The organism is Paracoccus alkenifer, from assembly GCF_900108405.1.
Lineage (GTDB): Bacteria > Pseudomonadota > Alphaproteobacteria > Rhodobacterales > Rhodobacteraceae > Paracoccus > Paracoccus alkenifer.
The window spans coordinates 721,217-742,419 of the sequence record NZ_FNXG01000002.1 but is presented as its reverse complement, the minus strand read 5'-3'; the positions used below and the strand labels follow the sequence as shown (position 1 = coordinate 742,419).

Sequence of the window (21,203 nt, the reverse complement as noted above, 5' to 3'; positions counted from 1 at the left end):
GGAAGCTCTGCAATGAAACCAAATCTGATCGCCGGCGAATGGGTCGGCAGCACCCAATCGACCAGCAATGTCAATCCCAGCGACCTTTCGGACAAAATCGGTGACTTTGCACAGGCCAGTGCACAGGACGTGGAAGATGCTATCAATGCTGCCCACGCCGCTTTCTCTACTTGGGGAAGATCGTCCCCCGAGCTGCGCTCTGACATCTTGGACCGTGCGGGTGCAGAGATACTTGCGCGCCGCGAAGAGCTTGGGCACTTATTGTCGCGCGAAGAGGGCAAGACCCTGAGTGAGGGTATTGGCGAGGTCACCCGCGCTGGCCGCATCTTTCGCTACTTCGCCGGCGAGGCCCTGCGTATGACCGGAGAGCGGCTCGATTCAGTCCGTTCCGGCCTTGAGGTCGAGATCATCCGCGAGCCTGAAGGGGTGGTCGGCATCATCACCCCGTGGAATTTTCCGATTGCAATCCCAGCGTGGAAGATCGCCCCGGCCCTGGCTTTCGGCAACACGGTTGTCTTCAAGCCCGCCGATCTCGTGCCTGGCAGCGCGTGGGCTCTTGCAGATATCCTCCACCGCGCTGGACTGCCCGCGGGCGTCTTTAACCTGGTGATGGGTCGGGGGGCGGTGGTGGGCAATTCCATTGTCCAGTCCAAGCTTGTCCGCGCCGTCAGCTTCACCGGGTCGGTCCAGACGGGGCGCCAGATTGGCATGGCCTGCATGGAACGTGGCAAGAAGGTGCAGATGGAAATGGGCGGCAAGAATCCGCTTATTATTTGCGCGGACGCCGATCTTGACGTCGCGGTTTCGGTGGCGGTGAACGGATCGTATTTTTCGACCGGTCAGCGTTGCACTGCGTCCAGCCGGCTGATCGTCGAGGGATCCATCCATGATGTTTTCGTCGAGCGCATGATCAAACGCTTATCCGAATTGCGGGTCGGCCATGCCTTGGATCCGGAAACCGAAATAGGTCCGGTAGCGAGCGCGGCCCAGCTACAGCAGGATCTGGATTACATCGAGATCGGGCGATCCGAAGGCGCCGAGCTTGCGTTCGGGGGACACCCTCTCAATCGCCCGACCGAGGGTTATTTCCTGCAACCGGCGCTTTTTACGGGGGCGACAAACGGTATGCGCATTAACCAGGAAGAAATTTTCGGTCCCGTCGCTTCCATCATAAAGGTGGGGGGTTATGAAGAGGCTGTCTCGGTCGCCAATGATACCGAATTCGGTCTTTCTTCAGGGATCTGCACCACGTCGCTGGCGAAGGTCGCGGACTTCAAGCGTCGGTCCGGCGCGGGTATGGTCATGGTGAATACGCCAACAGCGGGCGTTGATTACCATGTCCCCTTTGGTGGCCGTGGGAATTCATCCTATGGCCCCCGCGAACAGGGTGCGCACGCGCGCGAGTTCTATACGGCGTTGAAAACCGTTTATGTCACACCGTGATCGCGAAACATAATAACCCGCAATAACATTCCGGAAGGCTCTAGGGGCCTTTCGGCTTCGACCCCGTGCCCGGTGTCGAAGCTCCCTCTATCTGATTCAGCTTGAACTAGACTGTGGTCCACCCGGGAAGGACCAGAGATGAAGCGCTGAACCTTGGCCAATTCCTTCCGGATTTGCGACTGGCGTCGCGCTTCACACGAAGCCTTCTGCTGTGACTCCCGATGCTCATCCAGCTGAGGCCAGAGTCGGCGGTTGAATTTGGCGCGGTCGCGCCGACGGAGCAATGGGTGATCTGCGCAGCGTTTCAGATGCGCGAAGCTGATCGCCTATTGCGGCGAGTGGGGCGGCAAAGACCGCCGGGGCTGGTAGCCGAGGGCGGAATGCGCCACTCGGTGTTGCAGGTGTGGACCCATTCAGCGACCGCCTGCCGGGCATGGTCGATACCGAAGAACAGCGTCTCGTTGAGCAACTCGTCGTGTATGTGACCGTTGAGCGCCTCGCAGTTACCGTTCTGCATGGGCTTGCCGCGCGCGATATAGTGCCACTTCACCTGCATCTTCTCAGCGCACTCCAGGATTGCGTTCGGAGTGAACGACGGCTGCTTGGCTCTCCTTGGTGACATCGCCGATCACGTTCAGGATGCGGAAACGGCGCCCGTCGGCAAACTGGTCATGGAATCGACTGACCAACGGGCATTCGTCACAGCCTCGGGCACTGACCTGCCCCCCGCGCGATCCCTCAGTCTGATGTAGAGTCTGCTCAACCGCGAAGGAGCAGACGAATGAGGAAAAGCCGTTTCACTGAGGCGCGGATCATCGGGATGATTAAGGAGCAGGAGGCCGGAATGCCGACAGCGGAGGTGTGCCGCCGGCATGGCCTCAGCCCGGCGACGTTTTACAAACTGAAAGCCAAATATGGCGGCATGAAGGTTTCTGAGGCCGCCCGGCTGAAGGTGCTGGAAGATGAAAATACCAAGCTCAAGCGCCTGCTGGCCGACACGATGCTCGACAATGTCGTCCTGAAGGATCTTTTGGGAAAGAGCTGACGACGCTGACCAGGCGGCGAGAGGCAGCGCTAAGGGTCATGCGGGATCATGATATCTCGCAACGCCGGGCCTGCCAGCTTGTCGGTGTCGATCCCAAAACGGTCCGGCGCGAACGCCCGCCGGATCGAGCCATCGAGGCGCCATTGGTCCGAGCCCGATGGCGAGGCCCGATATCCGCGAGGAAATGAAGGAGATCGCCGGGAAGCGGCGCCGGTTCGGTTATCGCCGGATCGGCATTCTGCTCGAGCGCAAGGGAATGATCATGAACCACAAGAAGCTCTATCGGCTCTACCGAGAGGATGGAGGAGGATCAGAAAACAGTCCGGGGGACTGTTTTCCCGACGACACTGTCGGTGAAGCGACGGCGCGGGCGCAAGCGGGCCCGTGGGTCACGCACGCCGATGCCGGAGGCGGCGCATCCCAACGCCCGCTGGTCGCTCGACTTTCTGGCCGACAGCTTTGGCGCCTCGCGCAAGTTCCGCATTCTGGCGGTGATCGACGATTGTTGCGGGGAGAACCTGTGCCTGCCCGCCGACACCAGCATCTCGGGCGCCCGTGTAGCCCGCGAGTTGGATGCGCTGATGCGAATTTACGGAAAGCCCGCTTGCATCGTCAGCGATCGACGAGGATCAGGAAACGATCCGGGGGATCGTTTCCCCGAGGAGGGGCACCGAGTTCACCAGCCGCGCCATCCTGAAGTGGGCCGACAAGAACGGGGTGCCCTGGCATTACATCGACCCGGGCAAGCCCCAGCAGAATGCCTTCATCGAGAGCTTCAACGGTAGTCTGCGCGACGGGCTCTTGAACGAGGAGATCTTCGACACCCTGGACGACGCCCGGCGCAAGCTGGCTCTCTGGCGCTACGATTGCAACGCCGTCAGACCGCATTCCTCGCTCGGGAACCAGACGCCGCTCGAAGCGCGCCGGACGCTTGAGCAATTTGAGGGCTCCGCGCCCGGCGCGCTTGCCCAGAACGACCGACCCGACTACCAATCTCAAACCCGCAGACTCTCGTTATGAACGAGGGACCCAAGGGGGGCAGGTCAGCACCAGTGGCGCCCTTGTGCCCAAGGCCCGCTTGCGGTTCTTGCGACCGCGCGCCGCCAAACCCTCCTCGCGGTAAAGCTGCTGCGTGCACTTGCACTCTCGTACAGCTCGTCGCGGCGCAGGATCACATGCAGGCGCCGATAGCCGAACCGCCGCCGGACACAAGACCATTCTGCAACCGGGCTTTATTCTGCGCCCGGATGGTGGCAGCCCATTCGATGTGCGGGATGTGACCGATCTTGCCCGAAAGGACTTGGATGCAGCGCGGGCGAAGTATCACGGGATGCGCATTGCCGACCCGGATACCGAGGATCCGGGCAAGGCCATGATCTATGTGAATAGGGACAGGTCCGTCAAGATAAACTCATTCAAGCATGTCGGTAAGCTATTCGATGTGAAGTCATGCCCGGTTATTCAGCAGGGACGTCATACCGAGGACGCCGCCGACATTTCCGATGTGCTGCGAACTTCCGGGGACTTCTATCGGACGGGGGATGCTGGAATTGTTCGGATCGGGAATGGTAAGTTGAATTACTATTCGACCAAGGACGATGATGTCCGGGTCTTTATTCAGGACGTATCGGATTACTTTTCGTATCAGACAGGGAAGGGCGAGGCCGACCTGCCGATGGGGGTTGCCAAGCAGTTTCTGGCGACATCCGGTTCTTTCGGGTTTGCCAAGATCGAGAAGGTCAGCCGCATCCCCGGTCTGGATAAGAACCTCGGGATGTATGGTCGGGAGGCTGGCTTCGATGAGCCGACCAAGACTTACTTCTTGAACGATTATTCGGATATGACCAGCATCAGGACGCCACAGGATGCCGAGGCTGCCATAGACAGGCTGTTGTCCCCTTTCACGGAGTATCGGTTCCCGGATGCCGACAAGGGCCGTGCGGCTATGCTGGCGGCTGTGCTGACGTCGATCTTCAGGCCGATGCTTGATACTGCGCCCGGCATTGCTATCCATACCCCGATGAACGGTCAGTCCACCGGCAAGACCCCCATGGCCGAGGCGCTGGCGGCTTGCGGCGATTGGAAGTTCTCACCCAAGTCGTGGAAAGATAAACACGAGAACGACAAAGCTATTCATGCTCATTTGTGGAATTCAGGGTCATCGGCTTTATACTTCGATAACGTGAATGGTCGGTTTAGTTCGTCCACGATGGCGATCATTCTGACATCGGCAATGTATTCGGCGCGGGAACTACAGAAGACGAATGATGTCGAGGTTGCCACTAACGTTCTGATGATGCTGTCGGCCAATGCTTATTCACCTGACAAAGACATGGCTGTGCGTTGGCTTGAAATCTCTTTGGTGGCACAGAAGATCAATCGCCCTTGGAAGCCTGTCGATAAGGTGGATCATAAGGCTTTCGTATCGGATGCATTCGGCTTGGTCGAATATGTCCGGAAGAATTTCGATAAGACGAAACTCACATCCACTATTCAGAATACCAAATATCCTCATTGGTCTTCGGTCGTGCAGTATCCTGTTATGGCCTTGACTGGTATCGACCCGATGGCGATTTCGGATGCCCGGGGTATAGAGGCCGATTATGAGGATCAATATGCGATCTTGGGTATTCTCGATAATGTGTGGGATAAAGTGGATGATGAGCAGAGGGAAAGACTGTCTGCTTCCGCTATCGAAGCTCATGCAGGTCTTTCGCTTTCGGAAATGCTGACCGATAAACATAATATGAAGTCTAATCGGTTCGGTATTGCCCTCGGCCATTATGCCCGGGGCAGGAACGAAACACATGGCGGTGAGGTCGGGCCTTATCTGCTGGAATGTGTGGCGGATCGACCGACTGATGGAGCGAAGATTAAACTGTATCGGCTGACCAAGCCCGGACATGTCGAGGTGACAGGGACGTTGACCATGGAAGAAACTGCTGCCTATCCCGTCGAGACAAACAATGTCATTGCGTTGTTTGATAGTGAAAATCCCAGAGACAAGGCCGGGGATTTAATGCAGGAACAGACTGGCAAGGGCGATGTTGAATGCGAAGTCTTGATCGAGGCTTCGGATGACTGGTCGAGACTTCGGGATCGTATGCGTTCGAGGAACGGACGCAGCCGTTGGGACGATGTCCGTCTGACCTGACGCAGTAAGAAACACAGGCATTGATGGGGCGGTCTTCGGATCGCCCTTTTCTCATGTCGGGGTGAAGGGCGCGGGTGTAAGAAATCTTGCACCAAATCTTACACCCGATTTATGCTCAAAAACCCCAGCAATTGCTGGCTCTGGTGTAAGGGTGTAAGAATGTAAGATTTTACGAGGCAATGGGCGATTGGAGGGGGGGGGGAGGGTATGTGTTTGGTTTGAAGGAGGCCCCCCATTTTTTTTCCATCCCATAATTCTTACATTCTTACATTCTTACACCAAATCATCAAAAACACCAGCATTTACTGGGGTTTAAGCGGGTGTAAGATCGGGTGTAAGATGGGTGCAAGATAAATCTTACACCTATCCCAAAGGCATCAGGACCATCCCTGTCCGGGTTTTACGGGGCGCCGTTAAACACCGTGGGGTGCCCCTGCACAGCCCGATGATCGAACCGAACCGACATGGGTAGTCGTGACTCTTCGCCAGCCCGGAATTTCCGTTTACCGAAAATAGGTAAGCGCTACTGTCCTAAAAAACTTTTAAATGTCCATTTGTGCAAAGACAAGTCCATATGCGGTTCGCCACCAAAACCAACCAGAAACCGACATACCCCCCGGTCTTGTTAATGGTCGTCCAGCTTCTGCATTTCCCGATAGGCAACCATCAGACGCACAGACATCGACCCATACGACTCCGCCACCGAGGCCGATGCATGACCCAAGATTAAATCCTGAACATCCTTGGGAATACCTGCCAGTCGCATCTTGTCCTTCATCCGATGACGCAACGAATGAACCACATGTCGTTTGTCGGTCGTGATCATCCGCAGGTGTTTCATCAGGATCGCGGATGCAGCATCAGCCCCACGCGGTCGGGCATAGCGCGGGAACAACGGCCCATCCGTCCCGGCGAGGCCGACAGCTTCCCGAACAGCCACCAATGCATCCCCGACCAAGGGAACCGACCGAACCGATGATGCAGTTTTCAAGCGCCGTCCCTCATGATGCCGGATCATGACATGGGGCATTTCATCATCAAGCTGAACATCCTGAATCCTCAAGCCCGTTACCTCGGCGACACGGCAACCCGTCCCGGCAAGGATGCGCCAGATCAAACGAAGCTCCTTGGTCAGTTTGTCCCGCATCGCAAGAAACACATCATCCGGCAGGGCATCCCGGCGTTCTATCGCGGTCTGGTTTCCCGCATTCAACGGCAGGGCGCGGAACGGATTCCGGCATGTGTCCGCCAGATCGAATTCCTCAAGGGCATAATTTGTCAGGGCTGACAGGATCACCAACGCCCGCCTGACCGATGCTGGACTAAGCCTGTCCCCATCAGCATTGCGTCCCTTGCGCAGTCGCATCAGATAGTCCCGCGTGTCCCTTGCATGTTGTCGGTTCAGGTCTACCAAGGGCATCTGGTCGAATGTTACCCCGGTTGCGGCTTCCATATGTTTCCGAATGCGGGTCAAGGATCGTGTCCCTTGAATATCCCGGCCCATCCGCAGCCTGTCCCGCAGATACAAGTCCGCGGCATCCGCCAAGGTCTTCGGGGGGTTGCCCCCAGACGGGGCTACTACTCTTGCGTGGTCTTGGGAGGTATGCAGGTTCTTGGGGATACGTCCAGAAACGGACACATCATCAGGTGAGGAAACCCGGACAGGCTTTCCCGAGGCAACAGCATCATATTCCGCCAGCACCCGGGCATATTCTTGCGCCATGGTGACCGCACATCCTGCCTGAAACCTGCGCTTGAACTCGCCCGACAGTCCCGATGCTCGCGGGAACCGTTTGCGAAACTCGAATGAACCCGATTCCATCTGCCGGATGTGTCTGGTCTTGTCATCATAACCCATCAACATTGCCCTTTGTGTCCGCGTTTGTGGACTCTCGACAATGTTTTTTGGGTCAGTTCCCTGATTTTTAACAGTTTGTTGGTGCCGGTTGAGGGACTTGAACCCCCGACCCCCTGATTACAAATCAGACGCTCTACCACTGAGCTAAACCGGCCTGCCCCGTCAGATACGCGCCCCGCCGCTGCCGTGCAAGCGCGCAGCGGCGCCAAAACCCCCGCTTTCCGCTTGACGCTGGCTGCATGTAGGGCGACGGAACGCTTGGTATTGTAATGAGGATTTTTGCAGAATGCAGGTTTCGATCCATTTCGGCACCCACGGAACCGAACCCGAACGCATGATCCGCACCCTGATGGAAAACCGCGACTGGCTGCTGGCCAACGGGGTCGAGGTGGTGCCTCCGGGCCGCTATAGGGGGGTGCTGGACGAATCGCTGACCTCGCTGCGCGGCGGCGAGGCGTCCCCGGCGATGGAAGAGGTGATCTACGACGCGCTGCTGGAATCCGACGAGGTGCGGCGGATGGTGATCTCGCAGGCGTCGCTGATCGGGGCGCCGGTGCGCTGCCTGTCCGACAAGGGGCTGTTTGCGCAGGCCGGACCCCGGATGCGGGCGGTGGCGGCGCTGTTTCCCTCGGCCGAGGTCGAGGTCTCGCTGGCGATCCAGAACCCGGCGTTGCAGATCCCGCATCTGCTGTCGCGCCTGCCCGACCCCTCGCAGGCCCGTGCGCTGGCAGACTGCGACCCGCGCAGCCTGCGCTGGGGCCCGGCGATGCAGCACATCGTCGAATCGATGCAGGGCCGTCGGGTGATCGTGTGGTGCTACGAAGACACGCCGCTGATCTGGCCCGAGGCCGTCCGCCGCATCGCAAGGATGCCCGCGGATGTGCCGCTGAAATCCGGCCTTGCGGTGCTGGGCGACTTGCTGAGCGCCGACGGAATGACCGAGCTGCGCGAGGCGCTGACCCGCGCCGGCCCGCTGACCGTCGCCGCGCGCCGCGCCGTCTTTGCCGAGATGCTGGGCCGCCACGCCCGCCCCGAGGCGATCCGGCAGGACGTCCTGATCCCCGGCTGGACCCAGGATCTGGTCGATGAAATCACCGACCTCTACGAAGAGGACGTCGCCATGATCGCCGCCCTGCCCGGCGTCGAATTCCTCGGCCCCTGAGGCGACCGGGTCTTGCAGCCGTGCCGCCCGCCCCCGCGTATCTTTCAGGGGCCGCAGGGGCTGCGTTTTTCACATGACCGGCGTTCCGGCCCGGCGCCGCTGCTTCGGGCGGTCGGAAATATCCTCCGGGGGTCCGGGGGTGGAAAACCCCCGGCTCCGGCAGCGCCACCCGGGACGGCGGCCGTTGCCCGCCAGGTCACATCCCCAGCGCGGCCTTGTACATGTCCAGGATCGCCTCTTCCTCGGCCACGTCGTCCTTGTCGCGCTTGCGCAGGGCGATGACCTTGCGCATCACCTTGGTGTCATAGCCGCGGGCCTTGGCCTCGGCCATCAGCTCTTTCTGGCGCTCGGCGATATCCGCCTTTTCGGCGTCGAGCTGTTCGAATTGTTCGATGAACTGGCGCAGCTCTCCGGCTGCGATGCCATAGGCCTGATCGTCGCTCATGTCGCTTGCTGTCCCTTGCCCTGCCTCGCCGCGCACCCGTCGCCGCGGCATCGAGGCGCTGCAATAGGCCGACTTGCCGCCCGGCGCAATCGCCGCTAGGCCCGCGGGACGGGCTGGCCGGATGCAAGAGAGGGTGCGATGACCATCTACGACATGCTGATCTGGGGGGGCGCGGCGCTGACTGCGCTGGGGCTTGCCGGGATCGTGTGGTGCATCGCCACGGTGACGTCGGCCCGGCGCGCGCAGGCCGACGACGCAACCATGCGCGCCACCATGCAGCGGGTGGTGGCGGTGAACATGGCGGCGCTGGCGGCCTCGGTGCTGGGGCTGATGTCGGTGGTCATGGGGATCATGCTGCGCTGAGCGGCGGCGGCCGAAAGGACAATCCATGCGGGTTCTGATCCAGCGCGTCAGCCGGGCCGAGGTTACCGTGGGCGACCGCCTGACCGGCCGCATCGGCGCGGGGCTGCTGATACTGGTCTGCGCCATGCAGGGCGACGATGCCGGGGTGGCGCGCAAGCTGGCCGGCCGGGTTGCAAGGCTGCGCATCTTTCGTGACGAGGACGGGCGGATGAACCGCTCGGTGCAGGATACCGGCGGCGCGGCGCTGGTGGTCAGCCAGTTCACGCTGGCTGCCGACACACGCAGCGGCAATCGCCCCGGATTTTCCACAGCCTGCGCCCCGGACGAGGGCGAGCGGCTATATCTTGAGTTCGCGCAGGCGCTGCGCGACCACGGCTTGCAGGTCGAGACCGGGGAATTCGGCGCCGACATGGATGTGGCGCTGGTCAACGACGGCCCCGTCACCATCTGGATGGACACGGCCGACCGCTGAGCGGGCCCGCGGCCCAAGGTCACGCGGCCCGATCCGCCGCAGCCTCGGGGACATGCGCGGCCTGCGGTCCGGCCCCGGCCCCCGCCCCGCCCCGGCCCCGCAAGGGGCAGGCCGCGGCAGAGGGTGGTCGAGGCGGCGCGGGGCCGCCTCGGGCAGGCCAGGGTGCATTCCGGCCGCAAGCCGTCGTCGCCGCTCAACCGTCGAGCCTGCGCCCCGCAAAGCTGCCGTCCGGGGTCGGCTCGGGCCGGGCGTCGCGCTGCTTCAGGACCGCATAGGCCGCGGCGGCCGCGACAAAGGTGACGGGGGCGGAAAAACTCGCCAACGCCCCATCCGCGAAATGCAGGGCAAGCCCGCTTGCCGCGGCCAGCAGCCACGCGCCCAGCCCCGCCGGGTTCACCGCCCTTGTGTCGCGCAGCCGAAAGCTGACCCGATCCTGGGCCGCACCCGCCTTGCCCTCGGTCAGGATATGGACCAGCGCGATGCCGACCCAGGCCACCACGAAGATCCCCTGATAGGCCAGCGCCTGAAGGATATAGGCAAAGACATCGGCCAGCATCAGCACATAGCAGATCGCGCCGACCACGCAGGCCCAGAACACCTTGGGCAGCTTCAGCCGAAACACGGTCAGGGCAAAGCTCTCCATGTTGACGGCGGCGAGGTAATAGTTGGCGGTGTTGATCCGCGTCTGGCTGATCCAGACAAAGCCAAGCCCCGCCAGCCCCATCAGCTGGATCAGCGCCAGCACCACCGACACCTCGGTCACGCCGCCCTCGGTGGGCAGGCTGGCGGCAAGGAAGATGCCGACCAACCCGTTGAGCAGGAACGCCACCAGATAGAAGGGCGCGCCGAAGTTGACCCGCGCGTGATAGTCGGCGTCCTCGGAGCGGCCGAAGCGGGCATAGTCATAGGTGAACATCATCAGGATCCAGACGCCCATGAAGGCGACGAAGCAATCCCACCAGCCGCCGGGCTTGGCGCCGCCCTCGGGACCGAGGTTCAGCCAGGCGTCCGAATAGCCGTATTCCGCCACCGCCAGCACCACCGCGGCCAGCAGCCCGATCAGGTAGAACGGCAGCAGCACCCCGTTGAGCTTGTCCAGCCAGTTCTGGATCGAGCCGAAAATCAGCACCACCGAATAGACCACCACGATCAGCGCCGCGAGCGGATAGCCGATGCCGGCATAGCTTTGCAGCGCCAGCGCGATGACCGAGCCCTCGAACACCGCGTAATAGATCGCGGTGGCAAAGAAGATCAGCGTGGCGATGGCCGCGCCGGTGCGGCCCAGCAGGATGCGCGAGAACAGCGACACCGACAGCCCGGTGCGGATTGCGTGGCGCACCAGCACCGCGTTGATCGCCGCATAGGCCGCGACCGACAGCACTAGCCCGATGATCGCATTGACCGAGCCATAGGCCAGCGCCAGCGTGGCCGAGACCACCAGATAGAACATCGCCGAGCAGACCGACCACCAGGCCATGGTCAGCGGCATCCGCCTCATGCGCTGGTCTTGCGGCACCGGGCGGTCGGAAAATTCAAGTTCGAGCGCCTCGTCGGGCGCGGCATCGGCGGTTGTGGACATGGATCATTTCCTCCCTGAAAACTGTCACGGGCCGGGACGGCGCGGCCGGCGCGCACGGCCGGGCGCAGCACCCGGGTCACGGGCGCGCCGGCTGCACGCAGGCCGCGGTGGTTCGATCTGTGGGGGTGCGGCCTCGCGGTCTCCTCTCCCGCGGGGCCGGCGTTGATGTCCCGGCGTCAGTGACGGGCATGGTGGGCAGGCGGGGGCGTCGCCGTCTTGCGCCTGCGCGTGCGATTTCTTGTCGCTGGGGGAAAGCCGGGGAAATGCGACGCCGGTGCCGGCGGCGCGGCCGGACGGGGGTTTCACACCCCCGTGCCCCCGTGGGATATTTTCATGATGAAGAAGCAGCCTTGTTGCTGCGCCCGGGCGCGAGCGGGCGAAAGGGCCGCGTGCTGCCGGCTCAGCCCGCGCTGCGGGCGCGGCGGCGCCAGTCCGAGGGCGTCATCCCGAACTGCGCCTTGAACAGCCGCGAGAACTGCGCCTGGTCGGAAAACCCGTAGCGATAGGCGATCTCGGCCATCGACAGGGCCTGCGAGGCCGCGATTTCGTTGCGGGCCACGATCAGGCGTTCCACGCGGATGAACTGGGCCACGGTCTTGTCGGTGTGGGCGAACAGCTCGTGCAGGTAGCGTTTCGAGATCCCGCATTGCCCGGCCACGAACTCGGGCGACAGCGCCGGGTTGGACAGGTTCTGGCGGATCACCCGCTCGGCCCGGCGCAGGTGGCCAGCGCGCACCGCCGACACCGCGCCCGCGTCCTCGGGGCCGGCGCGCTCGTCCAGCGCCAGCGCCAGCACCTCGACGATCTGGCGGCCCAGCACGTTGGCGGCGTGGGCTTCGGCCGCCGACAGCGCCTGCAAATGCCCCATCATGCTGACCAGCAGCGCCGCCAGCCCGCCGCGCGCGTCGATCGCCTGCGCGCAGAACCGGTCCGGGTCGCGCAGCCGTTCCAGCAGCATCGGCCGCGAGACCTTGAGCACGCAAAGCTCGTTGGCGTGGGTATAGGAAAACCGATAAGGTTCGTCCCCGCGTTCCAGGATCAGCCCGCCGGGGGCGCAGCGCACCTCGCGCCCCATCTGGCGGAAATCGACCGGTCCCAGCCGCGGCACGGTGATCAGATATTCCTCGGGGCTGTTGTGGGCGATGTCGCGGGCGTGGCGTTCGTATTGCATCGGCCCGGTGGCCAGCCGCGACAGCGAGACCTGGCCCATCTGCCGCCGCTCGAGCTCTCCGCTGAAGCCGTCGGGATCGCGATAGGTCAGCTGCAACGGGAAATAGGTGTCCGCGATCACGCGGCTCCATTCCGCGGCGCGCTGCTCGGCCGCGGTCGAGGCGGTGCTGTAGACGGCGATCTCCATGCGCCCTCCTCCTCGAAGCGCGTGACGGGCGTCGCGGCCTCCTCCTGACCGCTGTGTCAAGGCAGTCTAGCGCCGCGGCGGCGATCGGTGCAAGAAATCCCGGCGGCGACTGCACGCAGCGACAAATCCTGATGCACCCGGCGACAAACCCTGCGGCGGCGGTGCCCGGATCGGCAAGAAAACACTCGCTGCGCTGCAAGAAACCGGGGTTTTTCCCGTTCACTCTGGGCCGATGCCGGGCGGCTGCCCGTGGGGGCGCAAGCCCCGCCGCGCCGCCCACCCATCGGGGGAGGAGCCCAAGGACATGACAGGACGCAATGTTGACCCGATCACGCTTTCCGTGGTCCGCGGAGTGCTGGAGACCACCCAGCGCGAGATGACGCTGACGCTGGAACAGACCGCCCGCAGCTCGGTCTTCAACCTGGCGCATGACTATTCGACGGCGCTGTTCAACCACACGCCGGAAATGATCCTGCAAGGGCAGGACATCCCGATCCACCTCGGCTCGCTGATCCCGGCGATGAAATCGGTGGCAGGTTTCTTCGAAGGCGACATCCACGAAGGCGACCTGATCCTGCACAACGACCCCGCCTATGGGGGCAGCCATATCATCGACACCTGCATGTATATGCCGGTGTTCTACGAGGGCGAGCTGGTGTTCTGGACGGTCTGCAAGGGCCATCTGACCGATATCGGTGGCCCGGTGCCCGCGGGCTACAACCCCAACGCCACCGAGATCTTTGCCGAAGGGCTGCGGATTCCCCCGGTCAAGCTTTGGGACAAGGGCAAGCCGCGCCACGACGTGATGAACCTGCTGCTGACCAACATGCGGGCGCGGCGCGATCAAGAGGGCGACTTCAACGCGCTGATCGGCGCCTGTCAGGTCGGCGCTCGGGCGCTGATCCGCATGATGGACAAATACGGCAAGCAGGTGGTGCAGGACTGCATCGCGGAACTGCTGGACATGGCCGAGGCGCATATGCGCAAGCTGATCGCCGAGGTGCCCGACGGCACCTATACCGGCACCGCGATCCTCGAGGATGCCGGCCACGGCTTCGGCGATTTCGAGATCACCGCCACGGTCACCATCACCGGCGACAACTGCCACATCGCGGTGAACTCGCCCCCGCAGGTGCCGTATTTCATCAACAGCTACGAAGGCAACAGCCACTCGGGCGTCTATCTGGGGCTGATGATGTTCGCGCAGTTGCCGCCGCCCTATAACGAGGGGCTGTATCGCTGCGTCAGCACCGACATGGGGCCCAAGGGCACGCTGTGCAACGCAAAATCCCCCGCGCCGCACATGAACTGCACCACCACGCCGATGGAGACGCTGACCGACGCGGTGCGGCTGGCCTTCGAGCAGGCAGCGCCGGCCAAGGTCTCGGCCAGCTGGGGCCATGCCAACGGCTGCAACATCGCCGGCTGGGACAAGCGCCATGACGAGGAATACGTCACCATGGTGCTGGCCTCGATCATCTCGGGCGCGGGGGCCACGGCCTCCGGCGACGGCTGGCACGCCTGCGGGCCGGAATGCTGCTTCGGCGCGCTGACCTCGGGCGACATCGAGATGCTGGAGCATTCCTATCCGATCATCATCCACCGCTATTCGCTGATGGAGGATTCGGGCGGCGCCGGGCGCAACCGCGGCGGCTCCGGCACCTGCTGGGAGGTCGAGCCGATGGACAGCCCGATGACGCTGATCACCTTTGGCGAGGGGCGGCGCATCCCGGCGATGGGGGCTGCGGGCGCGAAATCCGCCATGGTCGCCAGCAAGGTCGGCCGGCTCGAACTTACCCGCGGCGGCGAGACGAAAATCATCACCGAAAACGTGATCGAGACCATCCACCCCGGCGAACGCGCCGCCAACAAGAACCCCGGCGGCGGCGGCTACGGCAACCCGTTCGAACGCGAGATCGCCCGCGTGGTCGAGGACGTGCGCAACGGGCTGGTCAGCCTTGACGGCGCGCGGCTGGATTACGGCGTGGTGATCACCGACCGCGACACGCTGGCCGTCGACGAGGCCGCGACCGCAAGCCTGCGCGCCGCCGCCTGATTTCATCTTCTGTCCCGAAATATCCTCGGGGGGAGGCCGCAGGCCGTGGGGGGCGGAAAGCCCCCCGCCGACCGCGCCGCACGCGATGCCGGCCCCGGCCGGCCCGTCGCCCCCGGACACCCATAAGGATCGACCCATGCAGAACCAGTATCGTCTTGGCATCGACGCCGGCGGCACCTTCACCGACTTCATCCTGGCCGACCGCAAGGGGGGCGTGCGCATCTTCAAGGCGCTGTCCACCCCCGGCAACCCGACCGAGGCCATCCGCAACGGCCTTGCCACCATCCAGGAGGAAACCGGGCTGACCCCGGAAACCATCGTCTCGAACGCCGATCTGTGCATCAACGGCACCACCGTCGGGCTGAACGCGCTGATCACCCATACCGGCGCCCGGACCGGGCTGATCGCCACGCTGGGCCACGAAGACAGCATCGAGATCCGGCTGGGCCACAAAGAGGACGGCTATCGCTACGACCCGGATTATCCCCCCGCCACCATGCTGGTGCCGCGCTACCTGCGGCGCGGCATCGCCGGGCGGGTGCTGTCGGACGGCAGCGTCCACACGCCGCTGGACGAGGACGCGGTGCGCGACGCCTGCCGGCATTTCCTGCGCGAGGGCGTCGAATCGGTCGCCATCTCGTTCGTGTGGTCGGTGCTGCACCCCGACCATGAACGCCGCGCGGCCGAGATCGTGCGCGAGATGATGCCCGCCGTGCATCTGACCGTCGGCAGCGATCTTTATCCGCAGGTGCGCGAATACACCCGCACCTCGACCGCGATCGTCAACGCCTATCTGGCCCCGATCCTGCAACGCTATGTCCACGCGGTGGACGGGTATTTCCAGTCGCTGGGCGCGCGGCACCCGGTGCGCTATTTCCAGTCGAACGGCGGGCTGGCCCTGGGCAGCACGGTCAGCGACCAGTCGGTCTATGCGATCAACTCGGGCCCCGCCTCGGCCCCGCAGGCGGCGCTGTGGCTGGGCGAGCCATGGGGGATGCGCGACATCATCACCGTGGACATGGGCGGCACCAGCTTCGACATCACCCTGACCCGCGACGGCCGCGCCAACGTCTCAAAGAACATCGACTTTCTGCGCTATCGCATCGGCATCCCGATGATCCAGGTGGAAACCCTGGGCGCGGGCGGCGGCTCGATCGGCTGGATCGATTCGATGGGGCTGATGCAGATGGGGCCGCAATCGGCCGGCTCGGAACCCGGCCCCGCGTGCTACGGCAAGGGCGGGACCATGCCGACCACCACCGACGCCAACCTGGTGCTGGGCTATCTGAACCCGCAGGGGCTGGTGGGCGGCCGGCTGCCGCTCGACGTGGAAAAGGCGCGCGAGGCGATCCGCATCCACCTGGCCGAGCCGCTGGGGATCAGCGTCGAAAAGGCCGCCTATGGCATGTTCACCATCGTCAACAACAACATGGTGAACGGAATCCGGCGGGTCTCGGTCGAACGCGGCTATGACCCGCGCGACTTTGTGCTGAACTGCGCGGGCGGCGCCACCGGCGCCCATATCACCGCGCTGGCGCGCGAGATGGGCATCCGCAAGGTGCTGGTGTCGAAACTCGCCTCGGGGCTGTGCGCTTTTGGGCAGATCATCTCGGACGTGAAATACAACTACATGGCGCCGGCCCCGATCCGCCTCGAAGGGGCCGAGTCCGCGGCGCGGCTGGATGCGCTGTTTGCCGGGCTTGAGACGCGCGGGCGCGAGGATTTGGCCGGCGACGGCTTTGCCGCGGACCGGGTCAGCATCGGGCGCAGCCTCGACATGCGCTATGTCGGGCAGGTCCATGAATGCACGGTGAATGTCGAGCCGTTCGAGATCACCGAGCCGTCGCTCGACCGGCTCAAGGCCGCCTTCCACGCCCGCCACGAAGAGCTTTACACCTATTCCGAGCCGAACAGCGCCGTCGAGGTGGTCAACGTCGAAAGCGCGATCACCGGGGCGGTGGACAAGCCCGGCCGGATGGAGCTGCCCGCCGGGCAAGGCGCGCGCGGGGCGCTGATCGGGACGCGGGCGATGATCTTTGACGCCTCGGGGATCCCGCATGAAACCCCGGTCTACGACGGGGCGCTGCTGGGCGCGGGCGACCGCATCTCTGGCCCGGCCGTCATCCAGGAGGTGACGACGACCATCATCGTCGAACCGGGCTGGCTGGCGGAACTGCACCACTCGGGCGTCTATGTGCTGACGCTGGGCGCCCCGGTCGAGGCATCGCAGCCCGCCGAGCTGGCGGCCGAAACCGTCTGAACAGATTAAGGGCGGGGCCATTCGCGGCCCCGCCCCTTGATCGCCAGATCATCCCCGCCCTGCCGTCACGGATGTTGCAGGGCGGTGCAGCATTGTCGCGGGGACGGGCGCGGCTTTGCGACACCGGCCGCAAAATGCCCGGCCCGTGCCGACAGCCCCGCCCGCCCCGACAGCCGCCCTGCGCTATCCGCGAGCAGCCTCGTTTCGGGCCGTCCACGCGTCGATCCCGGCCTGCGCCACCGCCTGATCCTGCGCCGGAGTGCCCGACGACACGCCGATGCCGCCGACGACCTCGCCCTGCCAGATCACCGGCAGGCCGCCCGCCACCACCATCAGCCGGCCGCCGATGGCCGCGTTGATGCCGTAAGCCGGGGCGCCGGGCTGGCTGGCGCTGCCGTATTCATGCGTCGCCTTGCGAGCCGCGGCGGCGGTGAACGCCTTGTCGATGGCAATGGTGGTCGAGGTGACCTTGCCGCCCTCCATCCGCTCAAAGGCGATCAGCTGGCCGCTTTCATCGGTGATGGCAATGCACATCGGCACCCCGATGCTGCCGGCATGGGCCGCGGCGCCGGCGATCAGTTGGCGCGCATCGTCGATATCCAGCCGGTTGATGGTCTTCATCTGCTTGTCCTTGCTGTTTCCGGCCGCAACGCCCCGCTGGGGGGCCTGCGGCGGCGGGGTGGTGAAAACGTCTGTGCCGGACATAGGCCGGGCACGCGCTCAGGGACCATGGCGGGCGGGGTATTTCCCGCAAGGCGGAATATCGGCGCGGCGCGGGGCCGGTGCTGCCTGTCGCCCCGGAAAGGACAGCGCGACGATCCCCGCGCCGACCACGATCACCGAACCCGCCACCGTCCACAGATCCGGCTGCTCGCGGAACATGACAATGCCGGCAAGCATGGCAAAGACCAGCCGCGTATAGCGAAACGGCGTCACCGCGCCGACCTCGCCCGTGCGCATGGCCGTGGTCAGCGCGTTATAGGCGACGACCCCGCTCAGCGCGCCCGTGACCAGACACAGCGCCGCCAGCTGGCCGGGCCAGACCGGGGCCTTGCCGAACGGCAGGGCAATCAGCCCCGCGACCACCAGCATGGTGAACCCCAGCACCCCCAGCTGGCGGTGCGACATCGAGCCCGGGGCCGCCCGCGTGGCCAGGTCGCGGCCGGCAAAACCAAGGGTCGCGATCACCGCCAGCAGCGACAGGATGCCGAAACCCTCGGCGCCGGGCCGCAGGATGATCAGCACCCCCGCAAAGCCCAGCACCACCGCCAGCCAGCGCCGCACGCCCACCCGTTCGCCGAAAAAGATCGCGGCGCCGGCAATGACGACCAGAGGCGCCGCTTGCAGGATGGCCGAGGCCGTGGACAGCGGCGTCAGCGCGATGGCCAGCATGAAAAACAGCCGCCCGACGACCTCGAACAGCGAACGGGTGACCATCACCCGCGACCCCATCGCCGGGACAAAGGCCCGCTCGCCCGCGGCCCGGACCAGCGCCGACTGGACCGCCAGCCCGATCAGTCCGAAACCCAGCAGCACCTGACCGACCGGCAGGGACTGGGCGGCGGTCTTGAGCAGGGCGTCCTCGACCGCGAAACAGGCCATGGCCAGAACCATGAATATCGCGCCCTGCCGGTTCCACGACGCGTCAAGGCGCATCTGCTGCAAGCTCATGTCATCCCGCCCCGATCATGCCGGCCCGATCATGCCGGCCGGGCGCCTTTCCATCTTCGGGCTGACCATTGTGGCGCTTTGCCGCCGGTTTCAAGGGCTGGTGGCACCGGCCGGGCCGATGGGTGACTGGAAATCCACCGTGATCGCCACGCCCTTGTCAAGCGCGCGATCCACCGCCACCGACGCAACCGCCAGATCCTGAAGCCCGACCCCTGTGCCGTCGAACAGCGTGATTTCCTGCGCCGATGTCCGGCCGGGATGGGTGCCGTTGATCACGGCGCCCAGCTCGGTGATCTGCGCGGCCGCCAGCAGCCCCTGCGCGGCGGCGTGCTGGGCCTCGCCAAGGGTGATCGACTGGGTGATCTCGTCGGTGAACACCGTGGCGGCGGCGACCAGCGCCGGCTCGACCTCTTGCTTGCCGGCGGTGTCGGTGCCCATGCAGGCCAGATGCGTGCCGGGACGGACCTGCGCCGCCATCAGGATCGGATCAAAGGACGAGGTGATGGTGATGATCACATCCGCCTCGGCCCCCAGCCGGTCCAGATCGACGGCCTCGAACGGGACGCCCAGCTCGGTCGCCACCGCATTCAGCCGCGCCAGATCCGGCTGGTGCAGGTTCCAGCCGACCACCTTTTCAAAGTGCCGCTGTGCCAGCGCCGCGCGCAGCTGAAAGCTGGACTGGTGGCCGGCGCCGATCATCCCCAGCACCCGGGCGTCGGGGCGGGCCAGATGCTTGATCGAGATCGCCGAGGCCGCCGCCGTGCGCAGCGCGGTCAGCAGATTGCCGCCGACCACCGCCCGGCAGGCGCCGGTATCGGCATCGAACAGGAACACCGTCGATTGGTGGTTGGTCAGGCCCCGGCTGATGTTTCCGGGCCAGAAACCCCCCGATTTCAGCCCCAAAGCCAGACTTTCGCGATCAAAGCCCGACTTGAAGCCGTAAAGCGCATCGGCATGGCCCAGCGCCTCGCGGATCACCGGGAAATTGCGGGCCGACCGTCGCGCCATCGCGGCAAAGACCTGCTCGACCGCCTCCAGGCAGTCGGATGCCGATACCAGACCGGCGATTGCGTGTTCGGGGACAATGATCATGGGGATTCCTTTGGCCTGCCGTCGAAATCTCGGGTCCGGGGGCGGGCATGGCCCCCGGACCCGCGGTCAGAGTTCAGTAAAGCTTGCCGCGGGCGCTGACCGGCCACAGGGTTTCGACCTTGTCGCCGCGGATGCCCACATACCAGTCATGCACATTGCAGGTCGGGTCGCAGTGGCCGGGCACCAGCCGCAGCTTTTCGTTGATCGCGAGGACACCCTGCGGATCCTCGACCACGCCGTGTTCATCCGAGCATTTGATGTATTTCACATCGTCGCGGCCATAGATGAACGGCAGGCCGCTATCGACCGATTGCGCTTTCAGCCCCGCATCCACCACCGCCAGCGTCGGCTTGGCGTGGCTCATGACCGAGGTCAGGATGAACAGGGCATTTTCCCATTCGCCCTGGTCGATCCGCTGGCCGTCCTGATCGTGGATGCGTCCGTAATCGGCATCCATGAACGCGTATGATCCGCATTGCAGCTCGTTGTAGACGCCGGAATTCGACTCGAAATAATACGAGCCGGTGCCGCCGCCGGACACCAGCTCGGGTTCCAGCCCGGCGGCCTTGAGAGCATCGACCGCCTCGGTCACCTGCGCGATGGCGGCGTCCAGCTTGGCCTTGCGGTCGTCGTAGCTGTCCATGTGCTGCATGGCGCCCTGATATGCCTGCAACCCGGTGAACTTCAGCCCCGGCGCCGCGTCGATGGCCCGGGCGATTTCCAGCACCTCCTGTGTGGTCCTGACCCCGCAGCGGCCGGCGCCGCAGTCGATTTCGACGAAACATTCGATGGTGGTGTCGTGCCTGACCGCCGCCGCCGACAGATCGGCCACATTGGCCACGTCGTCGACACAGACGATGATGCGGCTGCCCAGCCTGGGCAGGCGGGCAAGCCGGTCGATCTTGGCCGGGTCGCGGACCTGGTTCGAGACCAGCACGTCCTTGATGCCGCCGCGCACGAACACCTCGGCCTCGGACACTTTCTGGCAGCAGACGCCGACCGCCCCGCCCAGACGTTCCTGCAATTTCAGCACATCGACGGATTTGTGCATCTTGCCATGGGCGCGGTGACGCATGCCATGGGCGCGGGCGTAATCGCCCATCTTGCGGATGTTGCGTTCCAGCGCGTCGAGATCAAGGATCAGGCAGGGCGTCTGGATGTCCGCCACATCCATTCCCGGCAGGGCGGGGACATCGTATCCGACCTCAAGGCCGGCCAAATCTGCATGGGCATTCATGGAATCTCT

Annotated in this window: 16 protein-coding genes, 1 tRNA gene and 2 pseudogenes; 8 read left to right on the top strand and 11 right to left on the bottom strand. The window is 64.2% G+C overall.

Annotated features, from left to right (window positions below):
- The first annotated feature begins 12 nt into the window (after positions 1 to 12).
- Positions 13 to 1,443, top strand: coding sequence for an aldehyde dehydrogenase family protein (locus BLW83_RS07710; protein WP_090847180.1), 1,431 nt, complete (start codon positions 13 to 15; stop codon positions 1,441 to 1,443).
- A gap of 304 nt (positions 1,444 to 1,747) precedes the next feature.
- Here the strand turns inward: BLW83_RS07710 and BLW83_RS16070 are convergent, their stop codons facing one another.
- Entirely contained in the window at positions 1,748 to 1,999 is a 252-nt protein-coding gene (locus tag BLW83_RS16070) for an integrase core domain-containing protein (protein WP_177172515.1), read from the bottom strand.
- Between the two features lie 225 nt (positions 2,000 to 2,224).
- Here BLW83_RS16070 and BLW83_RS07700 point away from each other — a divergent pair.
- A pseudogene (locus tag BLW83_RS07700) lies at positions 2,225 to 3,508 on the top strand (IS3 family transposase).
- 15 nt (positions 3,509 to 3,523) lie between these two features.
- Here the strand turns inward: BLW83_RS07700 and BLW83_RS15895 are convergent.
- Positions 3,524 to 3,693, bottom strand: a pseudogene (locus tag BLW83_RS15895) (IS3 family transposase); the annotation flags it as partial.
- A gap of 71 nt (positions 3,694 to 3,764) precedes the next feature.
- Here BLW83_RS15895 and BLW83_RS07695 point away from each other — a divergent pair.
- Positions 3,765 to 5,642, top strand: a complete 1,878-nt coding sequence (locus BLW83_RS07695; RefSeq protein WP_218139094.1) for a hypothetical protein — start codon at positions 3,765 to 3,767, stop codon at positions 5,640 to 5,642.
- Between the two features lie 625 nt (positions 5,643 to 6,267).
- Here BLW83_RS07695 and BLW83_RS07690 read toward each other — a convergent pair.
- Complete coding sequence (locus BLW83_RS07690; RefSeq protein ID WP_090847174.1) at positions 6,268 to 7,506, bottom strand: tyrosine-type recombinase/integrase; 1,239 nt, start codon at positions 7,504 to 7,506, stop codon at positions 6,268 to 6,270.
- Between the two features lie 73 nt (positions 7,507 to 7,579).
- Positions 7,580 to 7,654, bottom strand: a tRNA-Thr gene (locus tag BLW83_RS07685).
- Positions 7,655 to 7,786: 132 nt separating this feature from the next.
- On the opposite strand from BLW83_RS07685, the gene BLW83_RS07680 reads away from it, so the two are divergent.
- Positions 7,787 to 8,662: a hypothetical protein gene (locus BLW83_RS07680; RefSeq protein WP_090847172.1), complete on the top strand. Its 876-nt coding sequence runs from the start codon at positions 7,787 to 7,789 to the stop codon at positions 8,660 to 8,662.
- A 196-nt stretch (positions 8,663 to 8,858) separates the two neighbouring features.
- Here the strand turns inward: BLW83_RS07680 and BLW83_RS07675 are convergent, their stop codons facing one another.
- Positions 8,859 to 9,107, bottom strand: coding sequence for a DUF2312 domain-containing protein (locus BLW83_RS07675; protein ID WP_090847170.1), 249 nt, complete (start codon positions 9,105 to 9,107; stop codon positions 8,859 to 8,861).
- A gap of 138 nt (positions 9,108 to 9,245) precedes the next feature.
- On the opposite strand from BLW83_RS07675, the gene BLW83_RS07670 reads away from it, so the two are divergent.
- Positions 9,246 to 9,470: a hypothetical protein gene (locus BLW83_RS07670; RefSeq protein ID WP_090847168.1), complete on the top strand. Its 225-nt coding sequence runs from the start codon at positions 9,246 to 9,248 to the stop codon at positions 9,468 to 9,470.
- Between the two features lie 25 nt (positions 9,471 to 9,495).
- Positions 9,496 to 9,942, top strand: a complete 447-nt coding sequence (dtd, locus tag BLW83_RS07665) for a D-aminoacyl-tRNA deacylase (protein ID WP_090847166.1) — start codon at positions 9,496 to 9,498, stop codon at positions 9,940 to 9,942.
- A 193-nt stretch (positions 9,943 to 10,135) separates the two neighbouring features.
- On the opposite strand, the gene BLW83_RS07660 is transcribed toward dtd, so the two are convergent.
- Both BLW83_RS07660 and BLW83_RS07655 read right to left on the bottom strand, forming a co-directional pair.
- On the bottom strand, positions 10,136 to 11,521 hold the full coding sequence (locus BLW83_RS07660; RefSeq protein ID WP_218139093.1) for a purine-cytosine permease family protein: 1,386 nt from the start codon (positions 11,519 to 11,521) through the stop codon (positions 10,136 to 10,138).
- A 400-nt stretch (positions 11,522 to 11,921) separates the two neighbouring features.
- Complete coding sequence (locus tag BLW83_RS07655; protein ID WP_090847164.1) at positions 11,922 to 12,878, bottom strand: AraC-like ligand-binding domain-containing protein; 957 nt, start codon at positions 12,876 to 12,878, stop codon at positions 11,922 to 11,924.
- 304 nt (positions 12,879 to 13,182) lie between these two features.
- Between BLW83_RS07655 and capB the strand changes: the two genes are divergently transcribed.
- Positions 13,183 to 14,934, top strand: a complete 1,752-nt coding sequence (capB, locus tag BLW83_RS07650) for a caprolactamase subunit beta (protein WP_090847597.1) — start codon at positions 13,183 to 13,185, stop codon at positions 14,932 to 14,934.
- A gap of 136 nt (positions 14,935 to 15,070) precedes the next feature.
- On the top strand, positions 15,071 to 17,194 hold the full coding sequence (gene capA / locus BLW83_RS07645; protein ID WP_090847163.1) for a caprolactamase subunit alpha: 2,124 nt from the start codon (positions 15,071 to 15,073) through the stop codon (positions 17,192 to 17,194).
- 183 nt (positions 17,195 to 17,377) lie between these two features.
- Here the strand turns inward: capA and BLW83_RS07640 are convergent, their stop codons facing one another.
- The 4 genes from BLW83_RS07640 to bhcC all read right to left on the bottom strand — a co-directional run bounded on the left by BLW83_RS07640 (position 17,378) and on the right by bhcC (position 21,194).
- Entirely contained in the window at positions 17,378 to 17,815 is a 438-nt protein-coding gene (locus tag BLW83_RS07640) for a GlcG/HbpS family heme-binding protein (RefSeq protein ID WP_090847595.1), read from the bottom strand.
- A 99-nt stretch (positions 17,816 to 17,914) separates the two neighbouring features.
- Positions 17,915 to 18,865 (bottom strand): DMT family transporter, encoded by a 951-nt coding sequence (locus tag BLW83_RS07635; RefSeq protein ID WP_218139092.1) that lies wholly within the window; start codon positions 18,863 to 18,865, stop codon positions 17,915 to 17,917.
- A 90-nt stretch (positions 18,866 to 18,955) separates the two neighbouring features.
- Complete coding sequence (gene bhcD / locus BLW83_RS07630) at positions 18,956 to 19,957, bottom strand: iminosuccinate reductase BhcD (RefSeq protein WP_090847161.1); 1,002 nt, start codon at positions 19,955 to 19,957, stop codon at positions 18,956 to 18,958.
- A gap of 73 nt (positions 19,958 to 20,030) precedes the next feature.
- The gene (bhcC, locus tag BLW83_RS07625; protein WP_090847159.1) at positions 20,031 to 21,194 is read right to left on the bottom strand and encodes a 3-hydroxy-D-aspartate aldolase BhcC; all 1,164 of its coding nucleotides are present in this window, start codon (positions 21,192 to 21,194) and stop codon (positions 20,031 to 20,033) included.
- Positions 21,195 to 21,203: the final 9 nt, after the last annotated feature.

Bases quoted from the DNA above. Each gene is read 5' to 3' on its own strand.
- BLW83_RS07710 (WP_090847180.1), top strand. From the start codon at position 13: ATGAAACCAAATCTGATCGCCGGCGAATGGGTCGGCAGCACCCAATCG.
- BLW83_RS16070 (WP_177172515.1), bottom strand. From the start codon at position 1,999: ATGCAGGTGAAGTGGCACTATATCGCGCGCGGCAAGCCCATGCAGAAC.
- BLW83_RS07690 (WP_090847174.1), bottom strand. From the start codon at position 7,506: ATGTTGATGGGTTATGATGACAAGACCAGACACATCCGGCAGATGGAA.
- BLW83_RS07680 (WP_090847172.1), top strand. From the start codon at position 7,787: ATGCAGGTTTCGATCCATTTCGGCACCCACGGAACCGAACCCGAACGC.
- BLW83_RS07675 (WP_090847170.1), bottom strand. From the start codon at position 9,107: ATGAGCGACGATCAGGCCTATGGCATCGCAGCCGGAGAGCTGCGCCAG.
- BLW83_RS07670 (WP_090847168.1), top strand. From the start codon at position 9,246: ATGACCATCTACGACATGCTGATCTGGGGGGGCGCGGCGCTGACTGCG.
- dtd (WP_090847166.1), top strand. From the start codon at position 9,496: ATGCGGGTTCTGATCCAGCGCGTCAGCCGGGCCGAGGTTACCGTGGGC.
- BLW83_RS07660 (WP_218139093.1), bottom strand. From the start codon at position 11,521: ATGTCCACAACCGCCGATGCCGCGCCCGACGAGGCGCTCGAACTTGAA.
- BLW83_RS07655 (WP_090847164.1), bottom strand. From the start codon at position 12,878: ATGGAGATCGCCGTCTACAGCACCGCCTCGACCGCGGCCGAGCAGCGC.
- capB (WP_090847597.1), top strand. From the start codon at position 13,183: ATGACAGGACGCAATGTTGACCCGATCACGCTTTCCGTGGTCCGCGGA.
- capA (WP_090847163.1), top strand. From the start codon at position 15,071: ATGCAGAACCAGTATCGTCTTGGCATCGACGCCGGCGGCACCTTCACC.
- BLW83_RS07640 (WP_090847595.1), bottom strand. From the start codon at position 17,815: ATGAAGACCATCAACCGGCTGGATATCGACGATGCGCGCCAACTGATC.
- BLW83_RS07635 (WP_218139092.1), bottom strand. From the start codon at position 18,865: ATGAGCTTGCAGCAGATGCGCCTTGACGCGTCGTGGAACCGGCAGGGC.
- bhcD (WP_090847161.1), bottom strand. From the start codon at position 19,957: ATGATCATTGTCCCCGAACACGCAATCGCCGGTCTGGTATCGGCATCC.
- bhcC (WP_090847159.1), bottom strand. From the start codon at position 21,194: ATGAATGCCCATGCAGATTTGGCCGGCCTTGAGGTCGGATACGATGTC.